The following is a 17,103-nucleotide window of genomic DNA, read 5'->3' on the forward strand; positions in this document are numbered from 1 at the left end:
GACTCAAAGAGCCAGTATTTTGAAACCATCAACATCCCTTCGCCACTCAAATAAATTCACTAAATTTGATTTAAGGCAATGTGATGTCAATCCTTGTTCAGAACGGAGGTAATTAGAGCATAGCCCAATAATTAAGGGGGCGTATATTCTGCTGTCGTGACCCACAGCCTGCCGCTATACTGCTGATAACTTGAAGGAAAAAGTGGCCGAATTGCGGGGGATGTATGCTACTCGAACGTGTGGAGATTGTCGGGTTTCGCGGGATTAACCGCCTGTCGCTGCAACTGGAACAGAACAACGTCCTGATAGGCGAAAACGCCTGGGGTAAATCCAGCCTGCTGGATGCCCTGACGCTGCTGCTTTCGCCCGAAGAGAACTTGTACCACTTCGTTCATGATGACTTCTGGTTTCCGCCGGGGGATGTCAACGGGCGCGAGAAACACCTGCATATCATTCTGACCTTCCGCGAATCCGAGCCCGGCCGCCATCGCGTGCGTCGTTTTCGCCCTATGTCGGCCTGCTGGGTTCCCTGTGAAGATGGGGTCCAGCGTATTTTCTATCGCCTTGAGGGCGAAATGGCGCAAAACGACGGGGTATTAACCCTGCGTGAATTTCTTGATGAGAAGGGGAATCCGATCCCGCTCGATAATATTGACGAGCTTGCCCGACATCTTATCCGCCTCTCCCCCGTATTGCGCTTACGCGACGCGCGTTTTATGCGGCGGATCCGTAACGGCACCGTGCCGAATATGCCCGAGGTGGAAGTAACCGCCCGCGAACTGGATTTCCTCGCCCGTGAACTGGTCTCACGGCCGCAGAACCTCACCGACGGCCAGATCCGTCAGGGACTGTCTGCCATGGTACAACTGCTGGAGCACTACTTCTCCGAGCAGGGAACGGGGCAGGCGCGCCACCGTCTGATGCGTCGCCGCTCGCACGATGAACAACGAAGCTGGCGCTATCTCGATATTATCAACCGCATGATCGACCGCCCCGGCGGGCGTACGCATCGGGTGATCCTGCTGGGTTTATTCTCCACGCTTTTACAGGCGAAAGGGACGGTGCGCCTGGATCGGGACGCGCGCCCGCTGCTGCTGGTGGAAGATCCGGAAACGCGGCTCCACCCGATTATGCTTTCCGTGGCGTGGCATCTTCTTAATCTGCTGCCGTTGCAGCGAGTCACCACCACGAATTCCGGAGAGCTGCTCTCTCTGACGCCGGTAGAGTATGTCTGCCGCCTGGTGCGTGAATCGTCGCGGGTCACCGCCTACCGGCTCGGGCCCGGCGGGTTAAATGCCGAAGATGGCCGACGGATTGCGTTTCATATCCGTTTTAACCGTGCCTCTTCCCTGTTTGCTCGCTGCTGGTTGCTGGTGGAAGGGGAAACGGAAACCTGGGTGATAAACGAGCTGGCTCGCCAGTGCGGGCACCACTTTGATGCCGAAGGGATCAAAGTGATCGAATTTGCTCAGTCTGGCTTAAAACCGCTGATCAAATTTGCGCGCCGGATGGGGATAGAGTGGCACGTGCTGGTGGATGGCGATGAGGCGGGTAAAAAATATGCGGCGACCGTGCGCAGCCTGCTCAATAACGATCGTGAAGAGGAGCGGGAACATCTGACCGCGCTGCCTGCGATGGACATGGAGCACTTTATGTACCGTCAGGGATTTGACGACGTCTTTCACCGCGTGGCGATGATCCCGGTGGATGTACCCATGAACATGCGTCGGGTGATTGCCAAAGCTATCCATCGGTCGTCAAAACCGGATTTGGCCATTGAAGTCGCGACGGAAGCCGGCAGGCGAGGCGTGGAGTCGGTGCCCACGCTGCTGCGTAAAATGTTCTCCCGCGTCCTCTGGCTGGCTCGCGGGAGGGCCGATTAGCGGTCAGTCGCCTGCGAAACCTGTTGGATCAGGCTATCAAGCAGGGTATAGCGGCGGCGGTATTCGGACCGTTTTTTACTCGCAATCTCTTCCATCGGTTTGCGTGGCATGGTCAGTGGCAGGGCAAAGTTGCCGTTATCCTGCTGCTGTCCGCCAAGGGAGCGCCAGAAGCTGTCATAGTCAGCCAGCAATTTTCCCTCTTTTTTCTTGCGATAGCGCCAGCTGCGGTAGATGTGGGTGGCGTTACTCACCGCGAGGATCTGCTCGACCGGGAAGGCGCCTGCCAGCGTCATGACCGCTTCAACCAGCAGACGTTTTGGGAACAGTCCGTGACAGGCTTTGGTCGCCAGCTGAATGTGCTCGTGCGGGACATGCGCTTTCGCCCCCTGCATTCCGCCGATGAAGAGCGTTGTCTTGCCCTGGTATTTGCACAGCGTAAAGGTCAGCTCGGCCAGCACCGTGTTCTGGTGGTCGCAAAAAGTGAGGGTCGCTTCCCCTTCTTTGTCCAGAAACGCATCCGCGCTCAGGCGAACGCTAAACTGCTGTTCCTCTTTGCCCGTTAACGTCACCAGCGTGATGCCCTGGCTGGAGAGGTAGCCGTTGAGCAGCGACGCCGGAAGATGGCGGCTCATCATCTGATAGTGATCGTTCAATGCGTCCAGCGTATTCTGACGACCCATATTTACGGTCAGCCACGGCCGGTGCAGGCGGCACGGCAGGCCGGGCTGCACGCGCAGGATCTGCATCAGACGGGGCTGTTTTGCAAGGTTTCCGAGCAGGCGCGCAGTGGTGAACGGCGTTGCCAGCGAGCGCAACATAAACTTACGTCGATAGGCCGGATTTTGCCACGCCAGCCCCGGCGTGAGGGAACCCGATGTCAGGCTTTTAAACAGTTGCCAGCCCGATTTAGGCTGGGGCAGCGTTGAATAAGGTGTATCGACGATGGAAGACATGTTAGATCCTGCTTCTGGTGGAATATCGCTATTTCAGCAGGCGCTTTATCAACATCGGGTAAACAATTCCCGACGATTACGGGGATCGGGGGTTTCGTTGAGGAGTGGTTTAGATAAAATCAACGGTGATGATAGCCAGAACAACTATTTGGAATACTTATGAACCTGAAGGGAAAACGCAGAAAGCTGTTTCTGCTGCTGGCGGTAGTGGTGTTAGCGGGCGGATTCTGGTTATGGAAGGTACTGAACGCGCCGGTACCACAGTATCAAACGCTGATTGTTCGTCCGGGCGAGCTGCAACAAAACGTGCTGGCGACGGGGAAACTGGATGCCCTGCGTAAGGTTGACGTGGGCGCGCAGGTCAGCGGTCAGCTTAAAACCCTGTCAGTTGAGATTGGCGATAAGGTTAAAAAAGGCCAGCTGCTGGGCGTGATCGATCCTGAGCAGGCGCAAAACCAGATCCGCGAAGTGGAAGCGACGCTGATGGAGCTGCGCGCGCAGCGCGCGCAGGCTCAGGCGGAGCGTAATCTCGCTCAGGTCACCCTGACGCGCCAGCAGGCGCTGGCGAAAACGCAGGCCATCTCGAAACAGGATCTGGACACAGCCGCCACGGAGCTGGCGGTGAAGCAGGCGCAGATTGGCACCATCGATGCGCAAATCAAACGGAATCAGGCCTCGCTGGATACGGCGAAAACCAACCTCGATTACACGCAAATCGTTGCGCCAATGGCCGGGGAAGTGACGCAGATAACCACCCTGCAAGGCCAGACGGTCATCGCCGCGCAGCAGGCGCCAAACATCCTGACCCTGGCGGATATGAGCACCATGCTGGTGAAAGCCCAGGTATCCGAAGCGGACGTCATTCACCTTAAGCCGGGGCAGAAAGCCTGGTTTACGGTGCTGGGCGATCCACAAACCCGCTATGAGGGCGTGCTGAAAGATATCCTGCCGACGCCGGAAAAGGTCAACGACGCCATCTTCTACTACGCGCGTTTCGAGGTGCCAAACCCGCAGGGCGTGCTGCGTCTGGACATGACCGCCCAGGTGCATATCCAGCTGACCGGCGTGAAAAACGTGCTGACGGTTCCGCTCTCCGCGCTGGGCGAATCCGCCGGGGACAATCGCTACAAGGTGAAAGTGCTGCGCAACGGCGAAACCCGCGAGCGGGAAGTAGTGATTGGCGCGCGTAACGACACCGACGTGGTGGTGGTAAAAGGGCTGGAAGAGGGTGAAGAAGTGGTCACCAGCGAAACCCTGCCCGGAGCCGCGCAATGACGGCGCTGCTTGAGCTGAATGACATTCGTCGCAGCTATCCGTCCGGCGACGGGCCGGTGGAGGTGCTGAAGGGCATCTCCCTGCGCGTTGAAGCCGGTGAAATGGTGGCGATTGTCGGGGCGTCGGGCTCGGGTAAATCAACGCTGATGAACATTCTTGGCTGTCTGGATAAGCCCACCAGCGGCACCTATCGCGTGGCCGGGACGGATGTTTCCACCCTGGACGGCGACGCGCTGGCGCAGCTGCGTCGCGAGCATTTTGGCTTTATCTTTCAGCGTTACCATCTGCTTTCACACCTGAGCGCGGCGCAGAATGTGGAAGTGCCGGCGGTGTATGCGGGCGTCGAGCGCAAAAAACGCCTTGAACGCGCGAAGGCGCTGTTAACGCGTCTTGGGCTGGCGGAGCGTGTTGATTATCAGCCTTCGCAGCTTTCCGGCGGTCAGCAGCAGCGCGTGAGTATTGCCCGCGCGCTGATGAACGGCGGACAGGTGATCCTCGCCGATGAGCCAACCGGTGCGCTCGACAGCCATTCCGGTGAAGAGGTGATGGCGATCCTGCATCAACTGCGCGATCAGGGGCATACGGTGATTATCGTCACCCACGATCCGCAGGTGGCGGCGCAGGCGGAACGCATTATCGAGATCCACGACGGCGAGCTGGTCAGCAACTCGCCGCCGCGTCAGTCCAGAGCGGCGGCGGCGAAAGAAGCTTTGCCTGCGTCCACCGGCTGGGGCCAGTTTTCCAGCGGTTTCCGCGAGGCGCTGACCATGGCCTGGCTGGCGATGGCGGCCAACAAAATGCGCACTCTGCTGACCATGCTCGGCATCATTATCGGTATTGCCTCGGTGGTGTCGATTGTGGTGGTGGGCGATGCGGCGAAACAGCTGGTGCTGGCGGATATTCGGGCCATCGGGACTAACACCATCGACGTTTACCCCGGCAAAGATTTTGGCGACGACGAGCCGCAGTATCAGCAGGCGCTGAAATACGACGATCTGGCGGCTATTCAGAAGCAGCCGTGGGTGAACTCCGCCACGCCTGCCGTGTCGCAAAACCTGCGTCTGCGCTACGGCAACATCGACGTGGCGGCCAGTGCTAACGGCGTCAGCGGAGATTACTTCAACGTCTACGGCATGACCTTTAGCGAAGGGGCGACCTTCAACGCGGAGCAGCTGGCGGGCAGGGCGCAGGTGGTGGTGCTGGACGCGAACTCGCGCAGACAGCTTTTCCCCAATAAAACCCGTGTAGTGGGGGAAGTGATCCTGGTGGGTAACATGCCCGCCACGGTGATTGGTGTGGCGGAAGAGAAACAGTCCATGTTTGGCAGCAGCAAGATCCTGCGCGTCTGGCTGCCATACAGCACCATTTCCGGGCGCATTATGGGGCAGTCCTGGCTTAACTCCATTACCGTGCGAGTGAAGGAGGGCTACGACAGCGCGCTGGCGGAACAGCAGCTTGAGCGGCTGTTAACCCTGCGCCACGGGAAAAAGGATTTCTTCACCTGGAACATGGACGGCCTCTTGAAAACGGCGGAAAAGACCACACGTACTCTTCAGCTGTTCCTGACGCTGGTGGCGGTGATTTCGCTGGTCGTCGGCGGGATTGGGGTGATGAACATTATGCTGGTGTCGGTGACCGAACGTACGCGGGAGATAGGCATCCGCATGGCGGTCGGGGCCAGAGCCAGCGACGTGCTCCAGCAGTTTTTGATTGAAGCGGTGCTGGTGTGTCTGGTGGGAGGCGCGATGGGGATTGCGCTTTCGATGATGATCGCCTTCGCGCTCCAGCTCTTCTTACCGGGCTGGGAAATTGGCTTCTCGCCGATGGCGATCCTGACGGCGTTTTTATGTTCCACCTTCACCGGTATTCTTTTCGGCTGGCTGCCTGCGCGAAACGCGGCGCGGCTCGATCCGGTGGATGCGCTGGCGCGGGAATAGCCCGAAAATAAAAATGCCAGCCGATCGGGCTGGCATTTTGCCTGCGGGGTGTACACAATGAATCAGAGAGCTATGCAACCGTTTCTGCTTCAACGGGCACGATAAGACTGGCGTGATTGCCTTTTGGCCCCTGGTGTACATCGAACCGGACGGACTGCCCGGCTTTGAGCGTCCTGTAACCATCCATCTGAATGGTGGAATAGTGAGCGAAGATATCCTCGCCGCCGCCTTCGGGGCAAATGAAGCCAAACCCCTTGGCGTTGTTGAACCACTTAACAGTACCCATTTCCATGCTTCGACATCCTTCGTAAATCTTATAAATTAAGATGGAATGAACCGGTGGTGGAGTGGGGGCTGTTCAAAACCTCGCCAACTCACGCTTGTACAATTTAGAGAAACGGAAGAAGCCGTCAAGCGTTTGGCGCTGGAGTTGGGACAATAATCAACCAAAATTTGAGGCAGTTAACGCTATTGCAACAGTTTGTGACAGACATCGCGGATGACAGTAATAGATGATTGTTATCTAACATCTGAGGTAGATTCAAAGTGGTTATGCATAATGGGTAAGACCAACGATTGGCTGGATTTTGACCAGCTGGCGGAAGATAAAGTGCGCGACGCGCTAAAACCGCCATCTATGTATAAAGTTATGTTAATGAACGATGATTACACGCCAATGGAATTTGTTATTGACGTGCTACAAAAGTTCTTTTCTTATGATGTTGAACGTGCAACGCAACTGATGCTTACCGTTCATTATCGTGGCAAAGCGATCTGCGGCATCTTCACTGCCGAAGTCGCGGAAACCAAAGTAGCGATGGTGAACGACTATGCGAGGGAGAACGAGCATCCGTTGCTGTGTACGCTGGAAAAGGCCTGATAAGGCATAAAATTGGGGGAGGTGCCTATGCTCAATCAAGAACTGGAACTCAGTTTAAACATGGCTTTCGCCAGAGCGCGTGAGCACCGACATGAGTTTATGACCGTCGAGCACCTGCTGCTCGCACTGCTTAGCAACCCATCTGCCCGCGAAGCGCTGGAAGCCTGCTCCGTGGATCTGGTGGCGCTACGTCAGGAACTCGAAGCCTTCATCGAACAAACCACACCGGTGCTGCCAGCCAGTGAAGAAGAGCGCGACACGCAGCCGACGCTCAGCTTCCAGCGCGTGTTGCAGCGCGCGGTTTTCCACGTCCAGTCTTCCGGACGTAGCGAAGTGACTGGCGCCAATGTCCTGGTCGCCATCTTCAGCGAGCAGGAGTCCCAGGCGGCCTACCTGCTGCGCAAACACGAAGTCAGCCGGCTCGACGTGGTCAACTTCATCTCTCACGGAACGCGAAAAGACGAGCCTAACCAGGCATCGGATCCCAGCGGACAGATCAACAGCAATGAAGAGCAAGCAGGCGGGGAGGATCGTATGGAAAACTTCACCACCAACCTTAACCAGCTTGCTCGCGTTGGCGGTATCGACCCGCTGATTGGCCGCGACAAAGAGCTGGAGCGTGCCATCCAGGTGCTGTGCCGTCGACGCAAGAACAACCCGCTGCTGGTGGGGGAATCTGGCGTGGGTAAAACCGCGATTGCCGAGGGCCTTGCCTGGCGCATTGTGCAGGGCGACGTGCCGGAAGTGATTGCCGACTGCACCATCTACTCGCTCGACATCGGCTCGCTGCTGGCGGGCACCAAATACCGTGGTGATTTTGAAAAACGCTTCAAAGCGCTGTTAAAACAGCTGGAGCAGGATACCAACAGCATCCTGTTTATCGATGAGATCCACACCATTATCGGCGCAGGTGCGGCCTCCGGTGGCCAGGTGGATGCGGCTAACCTGATTAAACCGCTGCTCTCCAGCGGCAAGATCCGCGTGATGGGCTCCACGACATACCAGGAGTTCAGCAACATCTTTGAGAAGGATCGTGCGCTGGCGCGTCGTTTCCAGAAAATCGACGTTACCGAGCCGTCGGTTGACGAAACGGTGCAGATCATCAACGGCCTGAAAACCAAGTACGAAGCACACCACGACGTGCGTTACACCGCGAAAGCGGTCCGTGCGGCGGTGGAGCTGGCGGTGAAATACATTAACGACCGTCATCTGCCAGATAAGGCGATTGACGTGATTGATGAGGCGGGTGCGCGTGCGCGCCTGATGCCAGCCAGCAAGCGTAAGAAAACCGTGAACGTGGCGGATATCGAGTCCGTGGTGGCCCGCATCGCGCGTATTCCTGAGAAGAGCGTTTCTCAGAGCGACCGTGATACGCTGCGCACCCTCGGCAATCGCCTGAAAATGCTGGTCTTTGGTCAGGATAAAGCCATTGAGGCTTTAACCGAAGCGATCAAGATGGCTCGTGCTGGCCTGGGGCATGACCACAAGCCGGTTGGTTCCTTCCTGTTCGCCGGTCCGACCGGTGTGGGTAAAACCGAGGTAACGGTTCAGCTCTCCAAAGCGCTGGGCATTGAGCTGCTGCGCTTTGATATGTCCGAGTATATGGAGCGTCATACCGTCAGCCGTTTGATTGGTGCGCCTCCGGGATACGTGGGCTTTGACCAGGGCGGCCTGCTCACTGACGCGGTGATCAAGCATCCGCACGCGGTCCTGCTGCTCGATGAAATCGAGAAAGCGCACCCGGACGTGTTCAACATCCTGTTGCAGGTGATGGACAACGGGACGCTGACCGATAACAACGGGCGCAAGGCCGATTTCCGCAACGTGGTGTTGGTGATGACCACCAACGCGGGCGTGCGGGAAACCGAGCGTAAATCCATCGGCCTGATCCACCAGGATAACAGCACCGATGCGATGGAAGAGATCAAGAAGATCTTCACGCCGGAGTTCCGTAACCGTCTGGACAACATTATCTGGTTCGATCACCTGTCTACCGAGGTGATCCATCAGGTGGTGGACAAGTTCATCGTCGAGTTGCAGGTTCAGCTGGATCAGAAAGGCGTGTCGCTGGAAGTGAGCCAGGAGGCCCGCAACTGGCTGGCTGAGAAAGGCTACGACCGTGCGATGGGTGCCCGTCCGATGGCGCGCGTGATTCAGGACAACCTGAAGAAGCCGCTGGCGAACGAGCTGCTGTTTGGCTCGCTGGTGGACGGCGGCCAGGTCACGGTAGGGCTGGATCAGGCGAAGAACGAACTGACGTACGATTTCCAGAGTGCGGCGAAGCACAAGCCGGAAGCGGCTCACTGAGTGAATTGAACGTTAATGTTAAAAACCGGGCGAATGCCCGGTTTTTTTATGCCTGCTTTTCCCCCTCTCCCTGTGGGAGAGGGTTGGGGTGAGGGCAACAGACCGCAGAGGAATTTTGCGAAGCGCTTTCCAGTTTCGTACTACGTTGGTTGCTGGATAAATCCACAGTAATAAAATGGCGGCGCACCTGCAAAATCAGGTGCCGGGATTGGCGTCCTGAAAGTGTGTGAGCAGCAGTATGCTGAAGGCTTCGTTCGCCCTAAGGAAAGGGGTATAATTCTGCATCTGGCGGGCGAATCGGAAGCTTCTCTTGAAGCGCCAGTAGCACACACACTGGTACGCCAATTCCTTTTCGTCCGCCGCCAGCGAATTGGCGTTTCCTGCGGTGGTAAATTCAAAGTGTGTGAAGGAATTACCCAATGAATACAGAAAATAATTTGGCCCATTTATATAGCGAACTCTCCCTCAACCCCGATCTGCCAACCCTTGCCGAACGCTGCAACCTGCTCACCGAAATCCTGCTTGACTGCCATTCGCTCCCACAAACGCAGCCCGTTTGCCGTTGCCTCGGGGCTTATCTGGAAGTAGTTAAAACCGGACTCGCAGAATCCATGCGTGATTTTCAGGTGGTGGAATTTGAGGACGACGCGGAGCAACCGCGACAAAAAGAGTGGTTGCTGGAAGATACCGAAACGAAATGCGACTACTGCCGGGCGTTAAACCATGTGCTGCTGGTATCGCATGTTGACCGCGATATGCTGCCGCACCTGACGGGACTGCTGCATGACATTACCCACGCGATAGCTGAAGATTTAATCGTACCTATGAACCCGAGCATGACTATACATCTGCCGACACAGCCACACTAAGACCATAAATAAAAAAGGCCGGGAATATCCCGACCTTTTAAATATTCATCTGCCATTACAGGCGAAAACAATTAGCGACTACGGAAGACAATGCGGCCTTTGCTCAGGTCGTACGGGGTCAGTTCAACAGTCACTTTGTCGCCCGTCAAAATGCGGATATAGTTTTTGCGCATTTTACCGGAGATGTGCGCAGTTACCACGTGACCGTTTTCCAGTTCTACGCGAAACATGGTATTAGGCAACGTATCAAGTACGGTACCCTGCATTTCAATATTGTCTTCTTTGGCCATCTAATCCTCTGGGGTATCACTACCAAGTTTTGAACCGGCAAGATAATGCCGAAATTCCTCAATTAAGTAAAGAATTGCGCGTTTAAAACGCAGCAAAACAGTCTCAGCGTATTGCCCAAGCGTCACGGTACAACCGAACGGAAAGCGCATTCGTAAAGGGGAGACGACAGGATAAACGTCAGGACGTTATCTGAAGCGAGGGTCCCAAACGGCGGCGGGGCAACAGGCAGAAGCTACTCTGCGGCATAATTATAACACCCTCATAAAAAATATGCGGAAAACATTTAGGCATTGGGCATAAAGAGCGCTCTGGGAACCCAAAAATCGCGTGGAAGGGTCTCTTTTCGGCATTGTTCAATATGTTCGATATAGTGTCGGCGGGAGATTTCAACGGCGCCGAGCGAGGCGGTGTGCTCATTCAGCACCTGACAATCCATCAGCCGTCCGCCACGTCGGGCAAATTCCTCGCTAAACACCAGCAGCGCGGTTTTTGACGCATTCGTGGCACGGGAGAACATCGACTCACCGCAGAACAGCGTGCCCTGCGCCACGCCGTACATTCCGCCGACGAGGTTATCCTCTTTCCATACTTCAATAGAGTGCGCGTAGCCCAGCTCATGAAGCTGGTGGTAGGCGATAATGATATCGCGGGTTATCCAGGTGCCTTCATGACGATCTTCAGCGCAGCCTTCGATAACCTGGCCGAAGGCGTGATTGAGCGTGACGCGAAAGGGTGATTTTGCATGAAACCGCTTCATGCTGCGGCTCAGGTGAAACTGCCCAGGCCACAGCACGGCTCGCGGGTCGGGAGACCACCATAAGATCGGGTCGCCAGGCGAAAACCAAGGGAAGATGCCGCGCTGGTAAGCCATTAAGAGCCGTGCCGGGCTGAGATCGCCGCCCAGAGCCAGCAAGCCGTTAGGTTCACGCAGCGCCCCCTCCGGTGAAGGGAACGCAATATTATGGCGAGAAAGCTGCACCAGGCGCATGACAACAGAACTCCAGTACGCGAGAGAGGACGCTACAAATATAGTCTACAGGCGCTGTTTAAACTGGTAGTAGCGACCCTGTTTTGCCAGCAGCTCTGCGTGACTACCTTGCTCAATTATGTGTCCGTTGTCCATCACAATTATCTGATCGAAATTCACCAGCCCGCGCAGACGGTGCGTGACCATCAGTACGGTTTTACCTTTCATCACATTCGCCAGTAAATCAAGGATTTGACTCTCAGTCGTGGCATCCAGTCCTTCTGTCGGTTCATCCAGCAACATCAGCGGCGCATCGTGCAGCAGCGCACGCGCAATGGCCAGACGACGCAGTTCGCCGCCGGAAAGCTGTCGACCCCCTTCACCCAGCCAGCTGTTCAAGCCATCGTCTTCAAGCAGCTTGTGCAGCCCAACCTGCTCCAGCATTGCCCGCAGCGTATCGTCGGAGGCGTCTGGTGCCGCCAGAAGAAGATTATCGCGCAGCGTAGCGCTGAACAGATGCACCCGCTGGGGCACGACGCTGACCGTTTTACGCAAGGCCGCTTCGCTAAAACCAGACAGCGGAACGTCGTTAAACCGAATCTCGCCCTGCTGTGGGTCCCACGCGCGCGTGAGAAGTTGCAGAAGTGTCGATTTTCCACATCCCGTACGGCCAAGGATCGCAATGCGCTGGCCGGCATCAACAGAAAGGGTGATGTCTTCCAGCGCGTTTTGCGCCGGCTTGTCGTAGGCGAAAGTGACATTGCTGAGCGTCAGCGCGACCTGCTCCGGCACAGCGGTTTGACCCGCGCTGAACTTCACTTCCGGCTCCTGCTCGGCAATATCCGTAATGCGCAGCGCAGAGGCAATCACCTGGCCGAGATGCTGAAAGGCGCCCGTAACCGGGGCTAAGGCTTCAAAGGCTGCCAGGGCACAGAAAACAAACAGCGCAATTAGCGGGCCAGGCTGCGCGTTATCGCCCACGCCACCGGAGGCCATCCAGAGCATGGCGATTACGGCAATCCCACCAATTAACATCATCAGCGCCTGGGAGAAAGCGGTCAGTTCAGACTGGCGACGCTGGGCTTCATGCCAGTTCAGCTCCGTATTTTCCATGCGGGCGCGGTAGCGCTTGCTGGCACCAAAAAGGGTGAGCTCGGCCTGTCCCTGCAACCAGGCGGTGAGCTGCTGGCGGTATTCCCCGCGCAGGCGCGTCAGGTTTTCCCCGGTGGTTTTACCTGCACGATAAAACAGGGGTGGCAGAATAATCAGCGTCATCAGCATGATGCCGCCGAGCGTCAGTGCGATGGGAACATCCAGGAAACTCAACCCCAGCGTGACCACGACAATCACCACAAACGCGCCCACCATGGGTGAAATGACGCGCAAATAGAGGTGATCCAGCGTATCCACATCCGCGACCACGCGGTTGAGTAATTCGCCCTGTCGAAAACGTGCCAGCCCGGCAGGGGAGAGGGGCAGCAGTTTGCTGAACGTATAAATACGCAGGTGTTGCAGCACGCGGAAGGTCGCGTCGTGGCTGACCAGACGCTCGAAGTAGCGCCCGGCAGTTCGCGTAATCGCCGTGCCGCGCACCCCGGCGGCAGGCAGCATGTAGTTAAAGCTGTACAGTCCGGCAAAGCCTGCGGCCGCAGACGCGGAGAGGAACCAGCCGGAAAGCGTAAGCAGGCCGATGCTGGCGAGCAGCGTGACGATCGCCAGCACGATCCCGAGCGTCAGCATCCATTTGTGGCGTTTATACAGTGCAAGATACGGAAGCAGGGCGCGCATCAGATATCCTCCTGACGGTTCGCCAGCAGGGTCGCAAACGGCCCCTGCGCGGCAACAAGCGCGGCGTAGTCGCCTTGCTCAACAATGTGTCCGTTTTCCATCACCCAGATCTGATCCCAGTCGGCAATACCTTCCAGCTGGTGAGTCACCATCAGGGTGGTTTGCTGGCGTGAGGCTGCGTTAAGCGCATCCATCACGCGCTGCTCGCTATGAGCGTCCAGGCTGGCGGCGGGTTCGTCCAGCAGCATTAGCGAAGAGGGGTTCAGCAGCGCACGGGCAACCGCGACGCGCTGTGCCTGGCCTACTGACAGCCCGGCAGACTGATCGCCAATGACGGTATCGATACCCTGCGCAAGCAGCGGCAGAAACTCGCTGACCCAGGCGCGGTCGAGGACCGATTGCAGCTCATCGTCACGCGCATCCGGGCGTGCCAGCAGCACATTCTCGCGAAGCGTCGGAGCTGGCAGCTGCGGGTTTTGCCCCACCCAGCTTAGCTGTTTACGCCAGGCATCAGGATCGAGCTCGCGCAGCTCCGTTTTGTTGATACGCAGCGATCCGGTGTACGCCATAAAACCTGAAAGCGCATTCAACAATGAGCTTTTACCTGAGCCGCTGGTACCCACCAGCACCACACGTTGCCCGGCAGGCAGGGTAAAGTTCAGCGGACCGGCCAGTACTTTGCCTTCAGGCGACAGAACAGAAAAATTCTGTGCTTCAATGGTCACCGGATCGTTCGTATTCAGCGTTACCTCACCACGCTCCGGATGCGCCAGCGGCGTTTCCATGAAGGTTTTCAGGCTGTCGGCAGCACCCACCGCCTGCGCTTTGGCATGGTAAAAGGTGCCGAGATCGCGAAGCGGCTGGAAAAATTCCGGGGCCAGGATCAGCGCCAGGAACCCAGCGGAAAGCGTAACCGCCGTACCGTAGTGACCAAAGTCCAGCGCGCCGAGGTAGGAGAAACCAAAGTAAACCGCCACCAGCGCAATCGACAGGGAGGTGAAAAATTCAAGTACGCCAGAAGAGAGAAAGGCCATGCGCAACACTTCCATGGTGCGCTGACGAAAATCCTGCGACGCCAGGCGAATGTTTTCGGTTTCCGCTTCACCACGACCAAAGATCCGCAGGGTTTCCATACCGCGCAGACGGTCCAGGAAATGACCGCTCAACCGACCCAGCGCCAGGAAGTTGCGGCGGTTAGCATCAGCCGCGCCCATGCCGACCATCGCCATAAACAGCGGGATCAGCGGGGCGGTCCCCAGCAGGATCAGCGCCGCCACCCAGTTAACCGGGAAGATGGCGATAACAATCATCAGAGGCACAAACACCGCCAGCGCCATCTGCGGAAGATAACGCGCGTAGTAATCGTGCATATCGTCGATTTGCTCAAGGATCAGCGTCGCCCAGCTACCGGCCGGCTTGCCCTGGATCCACGCAGGCCCGGCTTCTGAAAGCCGATCGAGCACCTTGCGGCGGATCTCATAGCGGATGTGCTGCCCGGCATGGAACCCAACCCGCTCGCGCAGCCAGACCACCCACGCACGCAGAACGAAAACCAGCGCCAGAACGATAAACGGCAACAGCAGCGCTTCGCGCGGGATGTTCTCCATGATCATATGGTTGAGAATGCGGGCCAGCAGCCATGCCTGGGCAACAATCAACAGACCGCTGATAAATCCCAGAACGCGGGAAATCATAAGCCAGCGGCGGGACAGAACGCTTTGCTGTTTCAGCCAGCGGGTTAACTCTTGTTGACGGGTTTTTTCCATTGCGTACTTTGCAGGTGACGTTATAAGAAATTAGACATCTGCATGTTACACGTGAGCAAAAATAAAGGCGACCAGTGGCCGCCTTTATTTACGTTTGTTACTGACTTGTAAAGATTATTTACCTTGTTCAGCCAGCCCGTCCAGGTAGCGTTCTGCGTCCAGCGCGGCCATACAACCGGTGCCCGCAGAGGTGATCGCCTGACGATAAATATGGTCCATCACGTCACCAGCTGCGAAGACACCCGGAACGCTGGTCTGGGTGGCGTTGCCGTGAATGCCAGACTGCACTTTAATGTAGCCGTTCTCCAGCTCCAGCTGACCTTCAAAGATAGCCGTGTTCGGGCTGTGACCGATTGCCACAAACAGGCCTGCCACTTCCAGCGTTTCGACGTTATCGGTGTTCTGGGTATCACGGATACGCAGCCCCGCCACGCCCATCTGATCGCCAGTTACTTCTTCCAGCGTACGGTTGGTATGCAGCACAATGTTACCGCTCGCCACTTTGTCCATCAGGCGTTTGATCAGGATCTTCTCCGCGCGGAAGGTGTCGCGACGGTGGATCAGGTGTACTTCTGAGGCAATATTTGCCAGATACAGCGCTTCTTCGACCGCAGTATTACCACCGCCGATCACCGCAACTTTCTGGTTGCGATAGAAGAAACCGTCGCAGGTCGCGCAGGCTGACACGCCGCGGCCTTTGAACGCTTCTTCAGACGGCAGACCGAGATAGCGGGCAGAGGCGCCGGTGGCGATGATCAGCGCATCGCAGGTGTATTCGCCGCTGTCACCCGTCAGGCGGAACGGACGGTTCTGCAAATCCACTTTATTGATGTGGTCGAACAGGATTTCGGTTTCGAATTTGGCGGCATGCTCGTGCATGCGCTCCATCAGCAGCGGCCCGGTCAGGTCGTTCGGGTCGCCCGGCCAGTTTTCCACTTCCGTGGTGGTGGTCAACTGACCGCCTTTTTCCATCCCGGTGATCAGTACCGGTTGCAGGTTAGCGCGTGCAGCATAGACCGCTGCGGTATAACCCGCAGGTCCAGATCCAAGGATTAGCAGCTTACTGTGTTTGGTCGTGCCCATGAGATCCCCATTGTTGTTGGCAGGCAATGGGCTGGATTGTAGGGAATTTGTTGCCGTAAAAAAAGAGCAGGGCAGTTTTGCTTCCGATATATGCAATAGACGCGCCCTATGGGTCAGAGGCGGTCACATCACGTCTGCTACTGAAAACAGCGCGTTTATAAGGCAATAAAATGAGGATTAATACCCCTCCGTAATGAATATCCGGCATCTTGTACTAAAAATCGATGTTTTGCTTTGACAATCCCCTGCGCTTTTGCGAAAACATTCAAGGAAGAAAAAAAGACGCACGAACTGCATGCCGCATAGACATGCACGGAAATGCCATTTTTACCGGGTCAGTGAAATCTACGCATGGTGTGGACAGACGCCATACGTGATGTCTGTGACTGCTTTCGGGCAACGGTCTTCTTACCGCAGAACCCGAATCCACATCGCGTCTAATACATAACCAGGCGATGTGATGAATAACGGGTACAGGCTCTGAACAGTGATGTGCACAGGGTCCAGGCAGGAGTAGGGAAGGAATACAGAGAGACAATAATAATGGTAGATAGCAAGAAGCGCCCTGGCAAAGATCTCGACCGTATCGATCGTAACATTCTTAATGAATTGCAAAAGGATGGGCGTATTTCCAACGTCGAGCTTTCAAAACGTGTGGGACTTTCCCCGACGCCGTGCCTTGAGCGTGTGCGTCGACTGGAAAGACAGGGTTTTATTCAGGGCTATACGGCTCTGCTGAACCCGCATTATCTGGATGCCTCACTTCTGGTATTTGTTGAGATTACTCTGAATCGTGGTGCACCAGATGTGTTTGAGCAATTTAACGCCGCTGTACAAAAACTTGAAGAAATTCAAGAGTGTCATCTGGTTTCCGGTGATTTTGACTACCTGTTAAAAACCCGTGTGCCTGATATGTCCGCCTACCGTAAGCTGCTGGGGGAAACCCTGCTGCGTCTGCCAGGCGTGAACGACACCCGTACTTATGTGGTGATGGAAGAGGTCAAACAGAGCAATCGTCTGGTTATTAAGACGCGCTAACACGGAACAGGTGCAAAATCAGTGTAGTTTGATTACACTCCTGTTAATCCATACAGCAACAGTGCC

14 protein-coding genes are annotated in these 17,103 nt (G+C 56.3%); 7 read left to right on the forward strand and 7 right to left on the reverse strand.

The genetic code is table 11. From position 1 onward, the window contains the following. Positions 1 to 224 precede the first annotated feature (224 nt). On the forward strand, positions 225 to 1,883 hold the full coding sequence (locus DD597_RS01830) for an ATP-dependent endonuclease (RefSeq protein WP_129255902.1): 1,659 nt from the start codon (positions 225 to 227) through the stop codon (positions 1,881 to 1,883). On the opposite strand, the gene DD597_RS01835 is transcribed toward DD597_RS01830, so the two are convergent. Continuing rightward, positions 1,880 to 2,836 carry a VirK/YbjX family protein gene (locus DD597_RS01835; RefSeq protein ID WP_022650714.1) on the reverse strand — a complete coding sequence of 319 codons (957 nt, stop codon included), beginning with the start codon at positions 2,834 to 2,836 and terminating at the stop codon, positions 1,880 to 1,882. The genes DD597_RS01830 and DD597_RS01835 overlap by 4 nt on opposite strands. A 159-nt stretch (positions 2,837 to 2,995) precedes the next feature. Between DD597_RS01835 and macA the strand changes: the two genes are divergently transcribed. Next, positions 2,996 to 4,111 carry a macrolide transporter subunit MacA gene (gene macA / locus DD597_RS01840; RefSeq protein WP_017384842.1) on the forward strand — a complete coding sequence of 372 codons (1,116 nt, stop codon included), beginning with the start codon at positions 2,996 to 2,998 and terminating at the stop codon, positions 4,109 to 4,111. After that, positions 4,108 to 6,048, forward strand: a complete 1,941-nt coding sequence (macB, locus tag DD597_RS01845) for a macrolide ABC transporter ATP-binding protein/permease MacB (RefSeq protein ID WP_129255903.1) — start codon at positions 4,108 to 4,110, stop codon at positions 6,046 to 6,048. The genes macA and macB overlap by 4 nt, the downstream gene beginning before the upstream one ends. Before the next feature lie 70 nt (positions 6,049 to 6,118). Here the strand turns inward: macB and cspD are convergent, their stop codons facing one another. Continuing rightward, positions 6,119 to 6,340, reverse strand: a complete 222-nt coding sequence (gene cspD, locus DD597_RS01850; protein WP_006809408.1) for a cold shock-like protein CspD — start codon at positions 6,338 to 6,340, stop codon at positions 6,119 to 6,121. A 267-nt stretch (positions 6,341 to 6,607) separates the two neighbouring features. On the opposite strand from cspD, the gene clpS reads away from it, so the two are divergent. The 3 genes from clpS (at position 6,608) to DD597_RS01865 (ending at position 10,104) form a co-directional block, all read left to right on the forward strand. Next, positions 6,608 to 6,928 (forward strand): ATP-dependent Clp protease adapter ClpS, encoded by a 321-nt coding sequence (clpS, locus tag DD597_RS01855; RefSeq protein WP_006174393.1) that lies wholly within the window; start codon positions 6,608 to 6,610, stop codon positions 6,926 to 6,928. Positions 6,929 to 6,955: 27 nt separating this feature from the next. Then, a complete protein-coding gene (clpA, locus tag DD597_RS01860; RefSeq protein WP_006809407.1) occupies positions 6,956 to 9,235 on the forward strand; it encodes an ATP-dependent Clp protease ATP-binding subunit ClpA in 2,280 nt (759 codons plus the stop codon). Between the two features lie 419 nt (positions 9,236 to 9,654). Further along, on the forward strand, positions 9,655 to 10,104 hold the full coding sequence (locus DD597_RS01865; protein ID WP_127675232.1) for a hypothetical protein: 450 nt from the start codon (positions 9,655 to 9,657) through the stop codon (positions 10,102 to 10,104). Positions 10,105 to 10,175: 71 nt separating this feature from the next. Here DD597_RS01865 and infA read toward each other — a convergent pair whose 3' ends face one another. From infA to trxB, 5 genes are all read right to left on the reverse strand, one after another. After that, positions 10,176 to 10,394, reverse strand: coding sequence for a translation initiation factor IF-1 (gene infA, locus DD597_RS01870; RefSeq protein ID WP_002211347.1), 219 nt, complete (start codon positions 10,392 to 10,394; stop codon positions 10,176 to 10,178). A gap of 284 nt (positions 10,395 to 10,678) precedes the next feature. Continuing rightward, positions 10,679 to 11,383 carry a leucyl/phenylalanyl-tRNA--protein transferase gene (gene aat / locus DD597_RS01875; protein WP_003858309.1) on the reverse strand — a complete coding sequence of 235 codons (705 nt, stop codon included), beginning with the start codon at positions 11,381 to 11,383 and terminating at the stop codon, positions 10,679 to 10,681. Between the two features lie 45 nt (positions 11,384 to 11,428). Continuing rightward, on the reverse strand, positions 11,429 to 13,150 hold the full coding sequence (cydC, locus tag DD597_RS01880) for a cysteine/glutathione ABC transporter ATP-binding protein/permease CydC (protein ID WP_023315743.1): 1,722 nt from the start codon (positions 13,148 to 13,150) through the stop codon (positions 11,429 to 11,431). Further along, positions 13,150 to 14,916 carry a cysteine/glutathione ABC transporter permease/ATP-binding protein CydD gene (gene cydD, locus DD597_RS01885; protein ID WP_045347134.1) on the reverse strand — a complete coding sequence of 589 codons (1,767 nt, stop codon included), beginning with the start codon at positions 14,914 to 14,916 and terminating at the stop codon, positions 13,150 to 13,152. Before cydD ends, cydC begins: the two co-directional genes overlap by 1 nt. A 114-nt stretch (positions 14,917 to 15,030) precedes the next feature. Then, positions 15,031 to 15,999: a thioredoxin-disulfide reductase gene (trxB, locus tag DD597_RS01890; RefSeq protein WP_003858303.1), complete on the reverse strand. Its 969-nt coding sequence runs from the start codon at positions 15,997 to 15,999 to the stop codon at positions 15,031 to 15,033. Positions 16,000 to 16,542: 543 nt separating this feature from the next. Between trxB and lrp the strand changes: the two genes are divergently transcribed. Further along, positions 16,543 to 17,037 (forward strand): leucine-responsive transcriptional regulator Lrp, encoded by a 495-nt coding sequence (gene lrp, locus DD597_RS01895; RefSeq protein WP_000228469.1) that lies wholly within the window; start codon positions 16,543 to 16,545, stop codon positions 17,035 to 17,037. The last annotated feature ends 66 nt before the right edge of the window (positions 17,038 to 17,103 follow it).

Origin of the sequence: Enterobacter cloacae complex sp. 677-3DZ2D5B (assembly GCF_004136695.1) — a bacterium.
Lineage (GTDB): Bacteria > Pseudomonadota > Gammaproteobacteria > Enterobacterales > Enterobacteriaceae > Enterobacter > Enterobacter hormaechei_C.

What these genes read in the sequence shown, in the direction of transcription:
- clpS (WP_006174393.1), top strand. Translation starts at nt 6,608, where the DNA reads ATGGGTAAGACCAACGATTGGCTGGATTTTGACCAGCTGGCGGAAGAT.
- lrp (WP_000228469.1), top strand. Translation starts at nt 16,543, where the DNA reads ATGGTAGATAGCAAGAAGCGCCCTGGCAAAGATCTCGACCGTATCGAT.
- DD597_RS01865 (WP_127675232.1), top strand. Translation starts at nt 9,655, where the DNA reads ATGAATACAGAAAATAATTTGGCCCATTTATATAGCGAACTCTCCCTC.
- aat (WP_003858309.1), bottom strand. Translation starts at nt 11,383, where the DNA reads ATGCGCCTGGTGCAGCTTTCTCGCCATAATATTGCGTTCCCTTCACCG.
- macB (WP_129255903.1), top strand. Translation starts at nt 4,108, where the DNA reads ATGACGGCGCTGCTTGAGCTGAATGACATTCGTCGCAGCTATCCGTCC.
- cydD (WP_045347134.1), bottom strand. Translation starts at nt 14,916, where the DNA reads ATGGAAAAAACCCGTCAACAAGAGTTAACCCGCTGGCTGAAACAGCAA.
- cspD (WP_006809408.1), bottom strand. Translation starts at nt 6,340, where the DNA reads ATGGAAATGGGTACTGTTAAGTGGTTCAACAACGCCAAGGGGTTTGGC.
- macA (WP_017384842.1), top strand. Translation starts at nt 2,996, where the DNA reads ATGAACCTGAAGGGAAAACGCAGAAAGCTGTTTCTGCTGCTGGCGGTA.
- DD597_RS01835 (WP_022650714.1), bottom strand. Translation starts at nt 2,836, where the DNA reads ATGTCTTCCATCGTCGATACACCTTATTCAACGCTGCCCCAGCCTAAA.
- trxB (WP_003858303.1), bottom strand. Translation starts at nt 15,999, where the DNA reads ATGGGCACGACCAAACACAGTAAGCTGCTAATCCTTGGATCTGGACCT.
- DD597_RS01830 (WP_129255902.1), top strand. Translation starts at nt 225, where the DNA reads ATGCTACTCGAACGTGTGGAGATTGTCGGGTTTCGCGGGATTAACCGC.
- cydC (WP_023315743.1), bottom strand. Translation starts at nt 13,150, where the DNA reads ATGCGCGCCCTGCTTCCGTATCTTGCACTGTATAAACGCCACAAATGG.
- infA (WP_002211347.1), bottom strand. Translation starts at nt 10,394, where the DNA reads ATGGCCAAAGAAGACAATATTGAAATGCAGGGTACCGTACTTGATACG.
- clpA (WP_006809407.1), top strand. Translation starts at nt 6,956, where the DNA reads ATGCTCAATCAAGAACTGGAACTCAGTTTAAACATGGCTTTCGCCAGA.